The 16,637-nt window shown below is 37.5% G+C and carries 14 protein-coding genes and 1 pseudogene; 9 read left to right on the top strand and 6 right to left on the bottom strand.

The annotated features are described in order from the left end of the window. The first annotated feature begins 318 nt into the window (after positions 1-318). The 3 genes and pseudogenes from AWW73_RS05880 to AWW73_RS18415 form a co-directional block, all read left to right on the top strand. Positions 319-1,356: an LLM class flavin-dependent oxidoreductase gene (locus tag AWW73_RS05880; protein WP_062849061.1), complete on the top strand. Its 1,038-nt coding sequence runs from the start codon at positions 319-321 to the stop codon at positions 1,354-1,356. 37 nt (positions 1,357-1,393) lie between these two features. Then, positions 1,394-2,242: a 4,5-DOPA-extradiol-dioxygenase gene (gene ygiD / locus AWW73_RS05875; RefSeq protein WP_062849060.1), complete on the top strand. Its 849-nt coding sequence runs from the start codon at positions 1,394-1,396 to the stop codon at positions 2,240-2,242. Between the two features lie 349 nt (positions 2,243-2,591). Next, positions 2,592-2,711: pseudogene (locus AWW73_RS18415) on the top strand (oxidoreductase); the annotation flags it as partial. 229 nt (positions 2,712-2,940) lie between these two features. Here AWW73_RS18415 and AWW73_RS05870 read toward each other — a convergent pair. Further along, positions 2,941-3,834 (bottom strand): LysR family transcriptional regulator, encoded by an 894-nt coding sequence (locus tag AWW73_RS05870; RefSeq protein WP_062849059.1) that lies wholly within the window; start codon positions 3,832-3,834, stop codon positions 2,941-2,943. Between the two features lie 117 nt (positions 3,835-3,951). Between AWW73_RS05870 and AWW73_RS05865 the strand changes: the two genes are divergently transcribed. The 3 genes from AWW73_RS05865 to AWW73_RS05855 all read left to right on the top strand — a co-directional run bounded on the left by AWW73_RS05865 (position 3,952) and on the right by AWW73_RS05855 (position 6,116). Further along, positions 3,952-4,917, top strand: coding sequence for an aldo/keto reductase (locus AWW73_RS05865; RefSeq protein ID WP_062849058.1), 966 nt, complete (start codon positions 3,952-3,954; stop codon positions 4,915-4,917). A gap of 17 nt (positions 4,918-4,934) precedes the next feature. Next, complete coding sequence (locus AWW73_RS05860) at positions 4,935-5,450, top strand: NAD(P)H-dependent oxidoreductase (protein WP_005307769.1); 516 nt, start codon at positions 4,935-4,937, stop codon at positions 5,448-5,450. 93 nt (positions 5,451-5,543) lie between these two features. After that, positions 5,544-6,116, top strand: a complete 573-nt coding sequence (locus AWW73_RS05855) for a flavin reductase family protein (protein WP_005307766.1) — start codon at positions 5,544-5,546, stop codon at positions 6,114-6,116. 186 nt (positions 6,117-6,302) lie between these two features. Here AWW73_RS05855 and AWW73_RS05850 read toward each other — a convergent pair whose 3' ends face one another. The 5 genes from AWW73_RS05850 to AWW73_RS05830 form a co-directional block, all read right to left on the bottom strand. Then, on the bottom strand, positions 6,303-7,163 hold the full coding sequence (locus tag AWW73_RS05850) for an SMP-30/gluconolactonase/LRE family protein (protein WP_062849057.1): 861 nt from the start codon (positions 7,161-7,163) through the stop codon (positions 6,303-6,305). 106 nt (positions 7,164-7,269) lie between these two features. Continuing rightward, entirely contained in the window at positions 7,270-7,743 is a 474-nt protein-coding gene (locus tag AWW73_RS05845) for a DMT family transporter (RefSeq protein WP_034591368.1), read from the bottom strand. Positions 7,744-7,757: 14 nt separating this feature from the next. Beyond that, entirely contained in the window at positions 7,758-9,158 is a 1,401-nt protein-coding gene (locus tag AWW73_RS05840; protein ID WP_062849056.1) for an amidohydrolase family protein, read from the bottom strand. A 325-nt stretch (positions 9,159-9,483) separates the two neighbouring features. Beyond that, a complete protein-coding gene (locus tag AWW73_RS05835) occupies positions 9,484-10,377 on the bottom strand; it encodes a GntR family transcriptional regulator (RefSeq protein WP_062849055.1) in 894 nt (297 codons plus the stop codon). A gap of 111 nt (positions 10,378-10,488) precedes the next feature. Beyond that, positions 10,489-11,826: a CitMHS family transporter gene (locus tag AWW73_RS05830; RefSeq protein ID WP_062849054.1), complete on the bottom strand. Its 1,338-nt coding sequence runs from the start codon at positions 11,824-11,826 to the stop codon at positions 10,489-10,491. Between the two features lie 207 nt (positions 11,827-12,033). On the opposite strand from AWW73_RS05830, the gene AWW73_RS05825 reads away from it, so the two are divergent. Genes AWW73_RS05825 through AWW73_RS05815 form a run of 3 tightly spaced genes read left to right on the top strand, consistent with a single transcriptional unit; the run spans position 12,034 to position 16,577 of the window. Further along, positions 12,034-14,655, top strand: a complete 2,622-nt coding sequence (locus AWW73_RS05825; RefSeq protein WP_062849053.1) for an aconitate hydratase — start codon at positions 12,034-12,036, stop codon at positions 14,653-14,655. A gap of 2 nt (positions 14,656-14,657) precedes the next feature. Then, positions 14,658-15,821 (top strand): 2-methylaconitate cis-trans isomerase PrpF, encoded by a 1,164-nt coding sequence (prpF, locus tag AWW73_RS05820; protein WP_062849052.1) that lies wholly within the window; start codon positions 14,658-14,660, stop codon positions 15,819-15,821. 15 nt (positions 15,822-15,836) lie between these two features. After that, a complete protein-coding gene (locus AWW73_RS05815) occupies positions 15,837-16,577 on the top strand; it encodes a transporter substrate-binding domain-containing protein (RefSeq protein ID WP_240491649.1) in 741 nt (246 codons plus the stop codon). Positions 16,578-16,637 lie beyond the last annotated feature (60 nt).

The following is a 16,637-nucleotide window of genomic DNA, read 5'->3' as shown; positions in this document are numbered from 1 at the left end:
AGTAGATTTAAATCAGGAGGCATATACGTTCAACTGATGTTACGAGGTTTTGATAATCCTCGGATTGAGGTGGGAGTAAAATAGTTTATATATTGACGAATAAATCGATTTGCATTAATGCTAGTAATCATAAAAATAGAAAGATGCATTTTATTTTTAGTAAAGTTCATGCTGCTAAAAGTTGTTAGTCATGAGAATTTTTTTCTATAGATATTTGTTAAGTGTAATTTTTGCAACGCTACGTATGTTTATTTGTGCTTACGTATCTATTTAAAAAGAACATACTAGGCTGATGATATTTACGTAAGGAATCTTTGTATGCAGTTCGGGATTACCATGTTTGGCGATTTACGATTCAGCGTAGAAGAGCAAAAAATGCAGGCACCTAAAGAGCGCCTTAAAGAAATGATCGAAGAAATCAAATTGATGGATGAAGTCGGTCTAGATTATTTTGGTTTAGGTGAACATCATCGTAATGATTATGCAGTATCTGCACCTGAAATTATTTTGGCTGCGGCAAGTATACAAACTAAAAATATTATTTTAGGTAGTGCAGTTTCTGTACTTAGTTCAAGTGATCCTGTTAAATTATTCCAAGATTTTTCAATGATTGACCAACTTTCTGATGGTCGAATAGAAGTCATGGCAGGTCGCGGTTCATTTATTGAATCTTTTCCATTGTTTGGGTATGAATTAGAAAATTACAACGAATTATTTGAAGAAAAATTAGATTTATTGATTAAGCTGAATCAACAAAATCCGATAACTTGGAATGGAAAATTTCGCCCAAGCTTAAAACAGCAATCTATTCTCCCAAGACCGCAACAAGATCAATTACCTGTTTGGATTGCTGTAGGTGGAACACCAGAATCTATTGACCGTGCAGCTAAATTAGGTTTACCTGTAATGTTTGCGATCATTGGGGGTAACTATAAAGAATATAAGCCGTTATTTGATTATTATCGACAAAGCTATCAAGCATATGGTCACGATATGAGTGCATTCCAAATGGGTGTACACATGCATTCATTTTTTGTTGATGATGAAAAAGATTTAATGCAAATACATTATCCAAACTATGCAGCTCAAATTGATCGTATTGGTAAAGGTCGTGGTTGGCCAAGATACACCCCACAACACTATGCTCAAGGGCGCTCAAAGCAAGGCCATTTAGTAGTTGGTGATGTTTCGTCCACCCAAGATAAAATCTTAGAGATCATTGAAACATTCGGTTTATCGCGCTTTGCAGCACATTTAGATACAGGTGCTGCACGAAGTCATTTAGACATGATGCGTGCCATTGAAATATATGGAACTAAGATTATTCCTGAAGTAAAGAAATCATTGCATAAATAGTTAATTGAAATCGGATTTTTTTATTAATAGGTGAAATATGAAAAATTTGAAAGATTTATCAGCGTGGAGTAAAGAATTACCCAATACGCCTGTTATGCCTGTGATCTTTGTTGGTCATGGTTCCCCAATGAATGCGATTCAAGATAATGAATTCACACAAGCATGGAATAAAGTAGGTCGAGAAGTCGCTCAGCCTACAGCGATTTTGTGTATTTCAGCACATTGGTTGACTCAAGGTTCAACTGCCGTTACTGCAATGGAGTTACCACCGACAATTCACGATTTTGGTGGATTTCCTGATCAGTTATTTCAAATGCAGTATCCTGCTTCGGGGAATAAAGCTTTGGTTGAGGCAAGTATAGCTGCAATTAATATGACACAAGTCCAAGAGGATCATCAGTGGGGGTTAGATCACGGTACATGGAGTGTTTTTGTTCACATGTTCCCTGAAGCCAATATCCCTATTGTGCAACTCAGCATAGATTATTCAAAAGATGCAAGCTATCACTATGCTTTAGGAAAAGAGTTAGCAGTACTTCGGAGAAAAGGTGTGTTGATTGTTTCTAGTGGCAATATTGTGCATAACTTACGAAAAATTGCTTGGGATAAAATGGATGACCCGCATTATGGCTATGATTGGGCTATAGAAGCTGATAAAAAAGTACAAAGTTATTGGTTGAATCATAATCATAATGCTTTGATTGACTGGGATAAACAAGGGCAGGCGATGCAATTAGCAATACCTACACCTGATCATTACTATCCGATGTTGTATAGTTTGGCGCTACAAGAGGAAAAAGATCAAATGGCGTTGTTTAATGCATCTAATACGATGGGATCATTAAGTATGACATCATTTATTTTAAATCATGAATCCAATCAATAGAGTACCTATTTGCGGCTCTCTTATACTAAGGATTTAATTGCGAAAAAACATTGTTAATTAAAAGAGCATCATTCCGTAGAATTTCTTTTAGCTTATGCCATTCGAACAAATGTTATTCCGAGATTTATGTTGTGACTCCATGTGAACATGAAGTTACGTAAAGAGTTTTTATGGTTTCCAGTCGTGTAAATAACAGATAGCGTTTTCTTCTGGTTTCATTTTCTTTATATCTGTTGGATCACCAGATATAGGGTGACACATCCGTGTGGATTGCTCATTGTCTTGCCCTGGTGTATGGGCCCACACAGTGATTAAACCAGAATTTTGAATTGTGTGATTGCAAACCTTAGAATTAGATAAAACGAAATTGGAAACAGTAACGACAGAGATTCAGCTAAGTGATGCTTTGAATTTTTCAAATGAAATTTTAGATGGAAAAATAAGAGGCAGAGTTGTTGTAAAGCTATAATTTTTAGTTTTAAAAATTTTAGAGTGGATTTTCAAACTGAGAAATGGTGGAAATCTCATTTTTCAGATGAGGATTTCCCAATAATGATTCGTTCCTTTTATTTTTAGCCAATAGAGTGATACAAATGGTGACCAGTACTCATAAGTGTGAAAGATACGGCATATATAAAGTACTGGTGGGGCTAATTGATGATCTTTAGAAGAAATATTATTTTTATTCTATTAAGGTTTTATTTAAAATGTTCGAGTAAAATATCTTCAAGAATATCAAAGGTTTTTTTTATACGCTTAGGTATAAGTGTTTGGTAGGGACGATAAAGATAAAGTTGCCAAGTCTCAAGTTTCAATTCGGGCAGAACTTCTACTAATCTTCCATTCTTAAGGTATTCCTTACATGCTAAATTGCTGGACTGGATAACAACCTTACCCGCTAATGCCGCCTGAATTTCAGCCTGAGAATCGGTAGTAAAGAATTCTAAATGGCGAGGAATGAAAGTATTCACCCCATCAAGCATAAATTCAAAAACCTTACCAGTTTCTGGATTAAGCAAGCCACTGAAAGGGTAGCGTTGACGCAGATCTTCAAAGTCTATCGGTGCACCTAATTTTTCAACTAAATCGGGTGAAGCTAGTAGGGCATGTTTTACCATAGCAATGGGTTTTATTATAAAGTTTGGATTAGGTTCTCGTTCGATACGAATACCGATATCAATACGATGTTGAACTGTATCTAGTTTCAACATATCTAATCGCCAATCGATAAACAGCTCAGGATAAGGATTAAGGGCTGTCAACAACTTATATAAAACCTGTTCATGGCCGGGAAAACGAAACAGCGTAATTCTCACAATCCCTTTCATATCATTATTATCTTTAGGCGTCTGAAATAATGTTTCTGAGTCTTCCAGAAGACGCTTGGCTCTGGGTAAAAAAAGCTCTCCAAAACTTGTAAGTAAAATTGATCTAGTATTTCGCTTAAATAGTGGTTCACCGAGCTGATTTTCGAGCTCAGAAATGGTACGTGTAACTACAGAGGGAGAAATTGCAAGCTTGACCGCTGTTTCCCGAAAATTAAGTGTTTCAGCAGCCGTGACAAAAAATTTAAGCGCCTCAAGCTTGTTCATGATAGTTGTGTTTTTAGCAATTCTAATTTGCTAATTTAGCAATTTTTTAGCAATAAATCCAGTCGTATACTTAACTCGTCAAAATCAGTAATGATTAAAGAAGGGTAAGAATCGATCATGAAAATGAGAAGCCTAGGTAGTCAGGGCCTTCGAGTATCTGAAATGGGACTGGGTTGCATGGGTATGGACCATGGTTATGGCTATTCAGTTGAAATAAATGAAAGGACTAAGCTTATAGATAAGGCTATTGAACTGGGCTGCAGCCTTTTCGATACAGCCCCTATTTATGGCTTTGAAAACGAAGAGTTGTTAGGTATTGCACTTAAAAAACACAGGGATAACGTCGTCATTGCTACTAAATTTGGCGTGACTGGAATGGAAAATATTAATGGACAGTTAATTCCAGTATTAGACAGTCATCCAGACTCTGTTAGAGAACAATTAGAGGGTTCTCTGAAACGATTGCAGACTGATCATATTGACCTATTTTATCAACATCGTATTGATCCTAACGTCGAGCCAGAAGTGGTGGCGGGCTTAATGAAGGATTTGATATCCGAAGGGAAAATAAAATATTGGGGGTTATCAAATGCATCAGCCTCCTATATAAGGCGTGCTCATGCTGTGTGTCCAGTTACAGCTATTGAAGATCAATATTCAATGATGTGGCGTAAACCTGAACAGGATCTGTTTGAAGTTTGCGATGAACTAGAAATTGGTTTTATGGCTTACAGTCCGCTGGGTAATGGATTTTTGAGTGGTCAGGTAACCAAAAATACTCAATATGGGGAAGGTGATTACAGAGGCATGATGGGTCGTTTTAAACCAGAAGTTGTTGAAAATAACCAAGCACTTCTAGATTTAATTGCTGAAATTGCTGAAAGAAAAAATGTTACGTCAGCGCAGGTTGTTCTTGCATGGGAACTGGCTCAGAAGCCATATATTGTACCTATCCCTGGCACGACAAAATTACATCGTCTGGAAGAAAACTTCCAAGCCACCAACATTCAACTTAATCCAAATGAATTAAGCGATATCAATGAAGCATTATCTAAACTTGATATTGACGAAACATTCTTTTAAATAAAATAGAGGCCGAAATGAAAACTACTTTAATAGTTGTTCACCCTAATATTAATCAATCTCGTATAAATTCAGCATTAGCTAAAAATGTTGAATCTTTGTCAAATGTTAATGTACGTTATCTTTATGACTTATATCCTGAAGGTAAAATTGATGTAACCGCTGAACAAGCAGAACTCGAAAGTACTGATCGTATCGTACTTCAGTTCCCAATGCAGTGGTACAGCACTCCACCATTACTTAAACAATGGCTTGATGACGTTTTAACATTCGGCTGGTCACATGGTGGCGAAAAGCAGGCGTTACTCAATAAAAAACTTATGCTAGCTGTTTCACTCGGTGGTCCAGAATCGGCTTATCAACCTGATGGTGCTGCTGGACATACTGTAGGAGAATACTTACTGTCTTTTGAAACCATCGCTCAATATTTAGGTATGCAATATATTAAGCCTTTTATTACTGGTGGAAGTGTAACTATTACCGATCAAGAAATTGCGGTACAGGCTGAAAGTTATAAAGCTGTATTAGCATGATTATTATTTGATAAAGTCTTTTGGATACAAAAGTAAGATTGTGTGTGCCGTTCATGAACGGCACACACATTTTTATGGATAGGAGAAAATCAAATGTCGGTACAGACTGTTGAGTTGAGAAAGGCCTATCGTTTATTACAGGTTGGGCCTACTACTATGATTTCCGCGAAACACAATAGTAAATGGAATGTCATGGCTGCAGCTTGGGTTGGCCTTGTTGGAAGTAATAAAGTGATGGCTTTTATAGGGCCTCAGGCATACACCCGTGAGTTAATTGAAAAAAGTGGATTATTTGCCGTTCAAATTCCTGTTGTAAGTCAAATGGAAACAGTTCTATACGCTGGCGAACATAGTTATAAAGATAATCATGAAAAGAATAATAAAATAGCGGCATTTTATCAGGAAGGATTTGATATACCTTTAGTGGAAGGGTGCGCTGGCTGGTTAGTGTGTAAGGTAATATCAAATGTTGACTATGAGAAGCAACACAATCTTTTTATGGGAGAAATTGTTGGCGCATGGAGTGATGACCGTGTTTTTCGTAATGGCCACTGGATTTTTGATGAAGCACCTGATGAATTACGAACAATACATTACGTGGCTGGTGGCCAGTTTTATGCTATCGGGAAAGGAACCAAATTTAATCATGGCCCAGGAAAAGATTAGGCCAAATATTTGTATTAAGTTCTCTACTCACGTCACCAGAAATAAGCTTGGAACTATAAACCAGAGCATATACGTTAGATACATTATTGCTGTTCTGATACCAAATAAAAAAGAGCTAGGGTGGTGAATCTAGCTCCTCAAAAGTTTATTCGGCAAATATATTCGTCTTTCTGAGTAGTGAACGAATTAAATTACTGCAGTAGCGAAGCGGTTTTCTGGTAAACCAGCGAATACTTTTGATTCTGCTCTTAACAATGCTCCATCATACTTTGATAGTGCAGAGATACCAACACTGGCAGTAGTGCAATAAAGCATAGTGAATTCCTCACCTGCTAGTGTCGGGCAAGTGCTCTGAATACCAGGAGAGGGTATAATGCAGTCTGTTATTCCGTCTGGGTTGTAACGTACAATACGATTTCCTCCCCATTCAGCATTCCATAAATAACCCCTTGCATCCACGCATGAGCCATCAGGTGCACCTTTACCTTCTATTTCGACAAATGTACGCTGATTTTTTAGAGAAGGATAATCACAGCAGAAAATACGACCTTGCATCGAGTCACAGTAATACATTGTGCTTCCATCTGGACTGAAGCAGATGCTATTCGGTATAGCGACTTCAGGCAGGGGAAGCGTCTCTATTGTCAGTGTCGCTGCATTCAGCCTGTGAAATTTACCGATAGCTTTAACTGGATAACCGTCATCCATGGTTCCAAAGACAAAATTACCAGAGCGATCGCATCGACCATCTCCTATACGGGTACCTACTCTACCCGGTGATACCACTATGGAGGTAAAACTACAGGTGCTGAGATCATAAAACCTGAGTCCAGATGCCATTCCCATTAACAGTACATTAGCATTTTCGGTAAGGGCAAATGATCCTAGTCTTTCAGGCAGAGACCATCTCATTACGATATCATTGCCTTCTTCTAATGCAAGCAATTCACTACCCTCAATATCTGTCCAGTATATTCTGCGTGTTCTTTCACACCACAGGGGACACTCTCCCAGCAAATTTCTCACATCTGCTGCAACTGAAAACATGTTATTTCTCCAGAGATAAAAATAAGCATTGCGCTTAAACAAATGATTACGGGCATCTGCACTGAGGCAAACGTCCGTAATGATCGGCGCTTAGTATTTTATTTTGTTAGTGAAGGAAGCGCTCAGACAGTCGATCACCGAAAAGCATGACAACTAAACCAGCCAACATGACCAGCATTCCTCCCAGTTTGATTAATGAAACTGGTCTTCTTACGGCGCCCAGCAGACCAAAATGGTCAATCATCTGTGATGAAAGTAATTGTCCAACAATTGCGAGTCCCAGTAAGGCCGAAAAGCCGATTTTCGGTGCGAGTACTACATAGCTGAATAGAGCGCATGCACCGATCAGTCCACCTGCTAGACTCCACAGAGGTTGAGAAGGAATGGCTGCAAGCGAGGTGAATAATCCACCACGCAGCAGTGAGTAAATTCCAAGGCTGAAAGCCCCAGCAGAGAAGGAAAATAAAGCTGCAGTTACCGAATCACCTCCAAGTCCTCGGGCCAGTTGGCTATTTAGGGTTGTTTGCAAGGTGATACCGAGACCTGCGGCAAAAGCAATTACGTAATAAATCATATTCATACGTTTCATACCCGTTAGTTTGTCTGCTCCAATGGGAGGAACTTTTCTGCAAAAATGTCAGGTTCATACCCAGCGGCAGCAAACAGATGCTGACGCGATTCATCAATCGCTGCATGAAGGAGCTTGTTATCGACACCTAGAACTTTACCGTTCTGCTTGACGATACGTCCGCCGATCATAACGGTATCAATGTTGCTGCGTTCTGTAGCATGTACAACCGTACCAAAGGCATTCCCAGATGGGTAAAGGTTGATGTCACCAGCATTGATTAGGATCAAGTCGGCCTGTTTGCCTGGTGTTAGGCTACCAACTTTATCCTGCAGTCCAGCACAGCTAGCACCATCAACGGTAGCTGCTTTAAGGAGATTTGCTGCTGGAAGCGTTGTTAGTGAATGTGAGGAATCACAACAGTTCTGTTGCTTGTGCATACCAATCACCCGCTGTAGATAAAATGCAACGCGCATTTCCATAAACATATCGGTACTATAAGACGTTTCATTATCCACGCTTAGACCAGGGTTGATACCATGGCGCTGAGCAGCCTCAATGGCAAACATACCATCTTCGATGCCATAATGTGCATCAGAGCGCGGGCATACATTCACCCGAACCCCAGCTTCACGTAGGATCCTCCATCCTTCATCGGGGAGCGCCGTACAATGATTGAAAATATTGTCAGGGCCAAGAAGACCTTGCTGATGCAATGATTCAAGTTCAGAAGCCATCTCGGCACCAAAGAACTCAGTCACGATTGGTAGCCCGAGTCTACGGGCCTCAGCCCACAATTCTGGCTCCAGTTGGGCCATAACACCAAGAGAAACAAGACTGTCAGGGGTGTTTGTAAAATACTTTTCTTGAAGGCGCTGCCAGTTCCCAGGCCAGTGTGCTCTATCCCATTCTCCTGATACAGGTGCACCAGAGGCATGGATGGCACGAATGCCAGAGTCAAATAAGGCCTCTACAGCAGCGTCCGAATGTGCAGCGGTACGGCTGTTATGAGAATTATCGATGATTGTTGTTATTCCCGCATCAATAGCTCCAAGAGCTGTCAGCAGATTACCAACATAGATATCGACAGGACGATAGTATTTGGCAAAAGAGAAGTGTGTAGCATTGCTGTAGTCATCCAAACATGTGGCATTAGGATTGATGCGGCGTAGTTGCCCTTCCCATGAGTGACGATGAGAATCAACCATTCCTGGCATCACAATCATGTTTTTTGCATCTATGATGTGAGCATTTTGTGCATCCAGATCCTGACCGACGGCGGTAATCGTAGATCCAGTGATAAGAATATCGCCGTGTTCAATGTTGCCTACATTCTCATCCATGCTTAAGATGGTTGCACCACGAATCAGCGTCATTGGTGGGTTTACAGTCTGGTTATTAACAATATTTCTAATGTAATCGGTCATTCAAACAGCCTTTCTCTAATCTATAAGAAAACGATATGTCACTTAATTAACTTGAAAAAGGTGCTTAATGCGTTTTCATAATTCAATATTTACGAATAATGATATTAGATCCAGATAGATTACAGAGGTAAAAGAGCGAGTAAATAGAGCCTGTTTATTAGGCTACGTATTTATATATTGGAGTCTCTTATCCATTAAAGGCTTCTGTGATCGGCCGCCTTATCATGTTCAGAAGAGAGTGGAATACATACTTTGAATAAGCCTTAAATATATAAAAGGCAACATATAATCCATTTTATATTCTTTGGGAGAGTTTTAAATTAAGTTATTTATTATTAAAGTTTTTTTCATTTATTTTTACACGTCGAGCTTGCTCAAGATGTTGTCTCAGTATATCTGCAGCTTTAAGTCGATCACCTTTTTCTAAGTATTGAATAATTTGTAAGTGTTCTTCTGCTTGCGCTTTTCTTGGATGACGATCGACTACCTGATGATATTCAACTAAACGACGTAATTGATTAATTCTTTTAATATTTTGATAATGAAATCGATTGCCTGAAAATTCAGCAAGCATTTCATGAAATTGAGCATTATTTTCAAATAACTCTGATGGTGTCATTGTTAGATAATTTCCATCAATAATAAATAATTGTTTTTGCTTGCATAATTCTAATACTTCGTAATCGATCATAAAAGTTGGCATTAGTATGCCAGCTGGTTCAGTTATCGCTCGGTAGGCATAACTTTCTTCATAAGCTTGTACTGAATCGATAAGAGGTAAAAAACACCAACCTTGTCCAGCACATTGTTCAATCCAACCTTCTTGCTGAATTCGGATTAATACATTTTTTAATGTACTCCGAGAAGTATTAAATAGACGAATAAAATCAGTTTCAGTAAATTTATCAGGTAATTCTTTTCTTAATCGACGTCTTGCAATTTCAATGTAGAGCGGGTCATCTACAGACTTATCAATTTCATTTGCGAGATCAGCATAATAATTATTAGACTCGGCTAAAAAGAAACCTCTATTTTTATCGTGAATAAACATTCCTTTACTAGCCAAATATTGCAAAGCAAATTTAATAGGAGTACGCGAGATATGTAGTACTTTGCTAAGTTCTAGCTCGGTTAAATGTTGACCGGGTTGCAGTTGGTTTTGGCGTACAAAATAAACAATATCTTTCACCGCTTTGTTTTGTAAAGGAGTTAAGTTCATAGATATATTAAAAATTTTGCCCAATAGAAAAATTAAGTGAATATAATACTATTGTCTATGTATTTACGTTAGCCCTATTTAAAAAATACTCGTCCTAAGATATTTAGTAAGTTAAATTTTAAGTAGTGGAAATATTCCAAATAAAAGGGCTGTAATTAAAAAAATTAGACATGTCAAAATTGCCCACCAGATTGTGAATTTTTGATGTTCGTTAAACTCAACACTTGCTAGTCCACACAATAAATAAGTTGAAGGAACTAATGGCGATAAAACATGAACTGGTTGTCCAATTAAAGATGCTCTAGCAATTTCAAGTGGTGTAATGCCATAGTTAGATGCAGCTTCTGACAAAATTGGTACGACTCCATAATAAAATGCGTCATTTGACATAAAAAAAGTAAGAGGAATACTAATTAGAGCAGTTATAGGTGCCATATATGGCCCCATTACTGGTGGAATTATTGCTGTAAATTCATGAGACATCGCATCTACTATGCCTGTGCCAGTTAGAATTCCTGTAAAGACACCTGCTGCGAAAATTACACCAACTACACTTAGAGCAGTATTTGCATGTATTGCGATACGTTGCTTTTGCTTTTCTAGACAAGGATAATTTACAGCTAATGCCAAGCAAAAACCAAGCATAAATAAAATAGGCATTGGTAATATGCCCATGATTAGGCAAACCATCAAAATAAAGGTTAATGCTGCATTGAACTTTCTTAAATCTGGTCGATGTGCATCTAGATGTTTGGAAATTGAAATATTAAAGTTTTTTTTAATATTAATTTCATGAATTATCCCAAGACGCTTCTTTTCAAATTTTCCATATAAATAGGCAATAAAAATCAACCATAAGCACGCAATGACTAAAGCAGGTAACATAGGAACAAAAATATGTCTTGGATCTATATTTAATGCACTCGCAACACGAGCTGTTGGTCCTCCCCAAGGTACTATATTCATTGTCCCATTAGCTAGAATCATTAGCGCAGTCATGATAAGAGGATTCATACCAATGCGCTTATAAAGTGGAAGCATTGCGGTTACACAAATCATATAAGTAGTAGAACCATCACCATCTAGGGAAATAAGCATTGTTAAAATAACTGTACCAATAGCAATTCTTACAGGATCACCTTTTACACATTGCACGATCCAATTAACGAAAGGATCAAATAGGCCTGAATCAATCATTAACGCAAAATACATAATGGCAAAAAGCAGCATAATTCCTATAGGGGCTACCTTCTTAATACCCTCAAGCATCATTTCACCAAGCTTTATTAATTCAATATGACTTAAGCTTTCGAAATGAAAACCTAATAGCCAAGCAATAATTGAAAAAATAAATGGAATGAGGGTAAGAGCAACTAAAGCACTTAATTTTTTTGACATGATCAAATACATAAAGCAAATAATCATGCTTACACCTAAAAGAGTGAGCATGGTTGCAATCCTTAGCTTAAAAATTACACTTACTAATATTGAACTTTTTTATAAAAAAATACAATTTTAAAAACCGTATTTGTTTATTTGATTATTATTTTAAATACATTTTATTGAAAAATAAAGAATAATTATTTTATTGAAAAAATATGTATTGTATTTTTTTAAAAAAAAGAGCAATAATTTGTTGTTGTTAAGGAGCCTGATATGAGTATAAGTTGGTCAAAAAAAATTAAAATTTGTGATATCGAATACAGAATTATTGATATTGAAAGTGCTGTTAAAAGTATCGGTGGAAATTATGAAAAATTACCACTGAGCCATCGAATTATGGCTGAAAATATATTGAGAACAGAAGAATCTCCTATGATGGCCTTAGAAGATATTTTATTAAGGACGAAGGATAGTGATATTTCATTTAGACCAGCTCGAGTTGTTTTACAAGATTTATTAGGAACTCCTGCGCTTGTAGATCTTGCAGGTTTAAGAGATGCGGTAGCTGAAAAAGGTGGTAACCCTAAATCAGTGAATCCAATGACCCCAACCCATTTGGTTGTAGATCACTCGTTAAATGTTGAACATTGGGGAACTGCGGAGGCATTATCTCAAAACGAAAAAATTGAATTTAAAAGGAATAGTGAGAGATTCGCATTTTTAGATTGGTGTAATAAAGCTTTTGATAATCTTTCAATTATTCCCTCTGGAAATGGAATTTTACATCAGATTAATCTTGAACGCTTAACAACAGTTATTGGTACAAAAAAAATCAATAAAGAGTTGTGGGCGTTCCCAGATACATTAGTAGGTACTGATAGTCATACGACAATGATTAATGCAATTGGCGTATTAGGATGGGGAGTTGGTGGAATTGAAGCCGAAGCCGCTATGCTTGGAAAATCATTAAAAATGAGAATTCCACAAGTGGTTGGCGTTAAGTTAGAGGGTAAGCCACCCCAAGGTTATATTGCTACAGATATCGCATTGGCATTGACCGAAATGTTAAGGAAAGTTGGTGTAATCGGTAAAATTTTAGAATTTTATGGACCAGGCGTTGCTCAGCTTTCTCTAGCAGATCGAGGCACGATTTCAAATATGGCGCCTGAATTTGGTGCAACTTCGGCTATGTTTGCAATAGATGACCGAACAATTGAATATTTAGAATTGAGCGGGCGTGGTGGTCACATTGCACAATTAACTGAAGAATACGCAAAGCAACAAGGATTATGGCATTCAATGCTTAATAATGTTGAGTATGACTATACAGTTAGCTTAGATTTAGGTGAAGTTTCACGATCAATATCGGGTCCAAAGCAACCTCACCAAAGAATTATTTTAAAAAACAAACAGCACATAAGTAATAAACCATCTGAAAATTTAGAAAATGGTTCTATCGTTTTAGCTGCAATTACTAGTTGTACGAATACCTCTAATCCGAGAGCCGTTATCGCAGCAGCACTAATTGCTAGAAATGCTCATAAAAGAAATCTAAAACGTGCTCCTTGGGTTAAAACCTCATTTGCTCCTGGTTCTAAAGTGGTTTCAGACTATCTAGAGCGAGTTGGTCTAAATAAAGATTTAGATAAATTAGGTTTTAACGTGGTTGGTTTTGGATGTACAACTTGTAATGGTATGTCTGGTCCATTACTTTCACCAGAAATTGAAGATGAAATTCGTGATAAGAAGCTTGAAACTGTAGCAGTAACGTCTGGTAATCGTAATTTTGAAGGCAGGGTACATCCTCTAGCTCGAGAAGTTTTCATTATGTCCCCTCCATTAATTGTTGCGTATGCAATAGCAGGAAGCTATTTAATTAATCCTGAGACAGATTCATTGGGGGTCGATCAAGAAGGAAAACCAGTTTATCTCAATGAATTATGGCCTTCTGACGATGAGCTAGATGCTATTGAGCGTAGTGCATTATCGGCTGATTTATTTGATCAAGCATATAAAAATGTTCCTCGTGAAGCTGGCTTGATCTTGTCTGATGTTCGGGCTTCTACTTCAGCCCAATACCAATGGGAAGCGGAAAGTACTTATATCAGAAAACCGCCATATTGGAATGATGATTTGGCTGCCATTAATCCTGAAAAGGATTTAAAAGGTATGCGTGTCTTAGTAATGTTATCGGATAACATCACAACAGATCATATTTCTCCATCGGGTGCAATTTTACCAGATAGCGATGCTGGCATTTATTTAAAAAGCTTAGGGATTGAAAAAGCTGAGTTCAACTCTTATGGAACTAGACGAGGAAATCATGAGGCTGCGCAGAGAGCAACATTTGCTAGCCCTCGTTTAAAAAATGAGTTAATGCAAGACGGCCGAGAAGGTCCTTGGACAATGCTTTTACCTGAAAAAACTGAAACTACTATTTTTGAAGCCGCACGTGTATACGCTAATCGAAATCAACCACTGATTGTTATTGCAGGTAAAGAGTATGGTAGCGGTTCCTCTCGAGATTGGGCAGCTAAAGGTCCAAGATTACTAGGTGTTCGTGTTGTAGTTGCTGAAAGTTTTGAACGTATCCATCGAACTAATCTAGCTGGTTTAGGAATTTTACCACTTCAGTTCCCTGAAGGAGTAACAAGAGAAACTCTTAATCTTACAGGTTATGAAACATTTTCAGTTGAAGGTATTACTGATCATTTTAAACCACAAGATAAATTAAATTTAGTTATTCAGAGGGAAGACAACTCAATAATTTCTATAGAGGTAACCAGTCGTCTTGATACATATGAAGATGTGAAATTCTTTCGTCAAGGTGGACTATTGCCGCAATTGTTGAATGAAATACTTGCAAATCAGAAATTTACAAAATTGAGTAATTAATCATGACACAGAAGAGAATTCCTGCCATCTATATGCGTGGTGGTAGTAGTAAAGGCGTTTTTTTTCTAGATGAAGATGTTCCACCGCAGGGACCTGAGCGAGATGCATTCATACTTAGAGTTGTTGGCAGTCCAGATCCGTATGGAAAACAAATTGATGGTATGGGAGGCGCAACCTCCAGTACAAGTAAAGTAGTCATAATTAAAAAATCTACTAGAAAGGATTGTGACGTAGATTATTTGTTTGGTGCTCCAGCTATCGAGGATCCAGTGGTTGATTGGTCTGGAAATTGTGGCAATCTCAGTTCTGCTGTCGGACCTTTTGCTATACGAAATGGTTTAGTTAATGCTCCTAGAGATGGAGTGGCTACTGTACGAATTTGGCAGGAAAATATACAAAAGCAGATTATTGCCTATGTGCCTGTGAAAGATGGAGAAGTTCAAGAAGAAGGTGATTTTGTTCTAGATGGAGTCACTTTTCCTGGGGCAGAAGTTGTTCTTGAATTTCTCCAACCAGGTGGTACAGATGAAGGAATTCTACCAACTGGAAATGTAATAGATTTTGTTGATATTCCAGAGTTTAAAGAAGTTGAAGTCACTTTATTAAATGCGGGTAATCCCACAATTTTCATTAATGCAAAGCAGTTAGGGCTTGATGGGACTGAAACACAATCTGATATCAATAATAATTTAAAACTATTGAACCTAATGGAGACAATCAGAGCAAATTGCACAGTGGTAATGGGCCTAGCGAAATCTCCTGAAGAAGCAACTAGAATTCGCCCCCATACTCCTAAGTTATGTTTAGTTGCAGAACCTGCTGACTATAAAGCTGCTGGAGGAAAGTTAGTTGTTAAAGATCAAATTGATGTAATTGCACGAATCATTTCAATGGGTAAGCTGCACCATGCAATTACTGGAACAGGGGCTATCGCTGTTGCAGTCGCTGCATGTTTAAAAGGAACTTTAGTTAATAAAATTGTGGGAGAAATTGGAAATAGACAAGTTCAAATAGGTCACACTGCTGGGACTGTAAATGTTGGGGCGCAGACACAATTTATTAATGATCAATGGATCGTAGAAAAGGCAATTATGAGCCGAAGCGCGAGAGTTATTATGGATGGATATGTACATATTCCTAATTCTCTAAATTCTTTTTCATTTTAAGTACAGGATATAGAAATGACTCAAGAGCCTTTCATGGAAAAAGTTAATAAATTATTAATAGCTCCAACCGGGATATTAAGAATAGCAATTAATTTAGGTAATCCTGTTCTAGCAAGGAAAGATAATCAAGATAATCTAAGCGGTGTATCCGTTGAATTAGCTAAATTATTTGCTGAATATGTGAGTTTGCCATATATATTGATTCCATTTAATGCAGCAGGAAAAGTTTTTGAAAGTTTGGAGGAAAATCTATGGGATTTAGCTTTTCTAGCTGATGAGCCTAAAAGAGCTGAAAAAATCACGTTTTCGCGACCATACGTAATTATTGAAGGAACCTATTTGGTAAAACAAGATTCAGATTTTAATACAGTATCTGATTTAGATAGGGCAGGTATTAAAATTAGTGTGGGTAAAGGCGCTGCTTATGATTTATTCCTCAGTAGAACTTTAGAACATGCGGAATTAATTCGGAAAGATACCTCTGAAAGTGCAATTGATTATTTTGTAGAAGGAAATGTCGATGCAGCGGCGGGTATACGCCAGCCTTTGTTTAGAACTACCAATGCTCATTCAGACTTTAGGGTGTTGAATGATAGTTTTACTCAAATTAAGCAAGCGATGGCAGTTCCACGAGACCGTGAATATTCAGCCGAGATAGTAGATGCCTTTTTAGTAGGTCAGTTGGAAAGTGGACAAATAAATCGATTGTTTGATTTAGATGGACAGAGTGATATCTGTATTCCCAATGTGACTTGAAATATTTTTAATAAATAATTTTATTAAAATACTAGAAATATATTGAAGAAATATGGATTG

It is taken from the genome of Acinetobacter lactucae, from assembly GCF_001605885.1.
GTDB lineage: Bacteria > Pseudomonadota > Gammaproteobacteria > Pseudomonadales > Moraxellaceae > Acinetobacter > Acinetobacter lactucae.
This window is presented reverse-complemented; position numbering and strand designations above follow the sequence as displayed.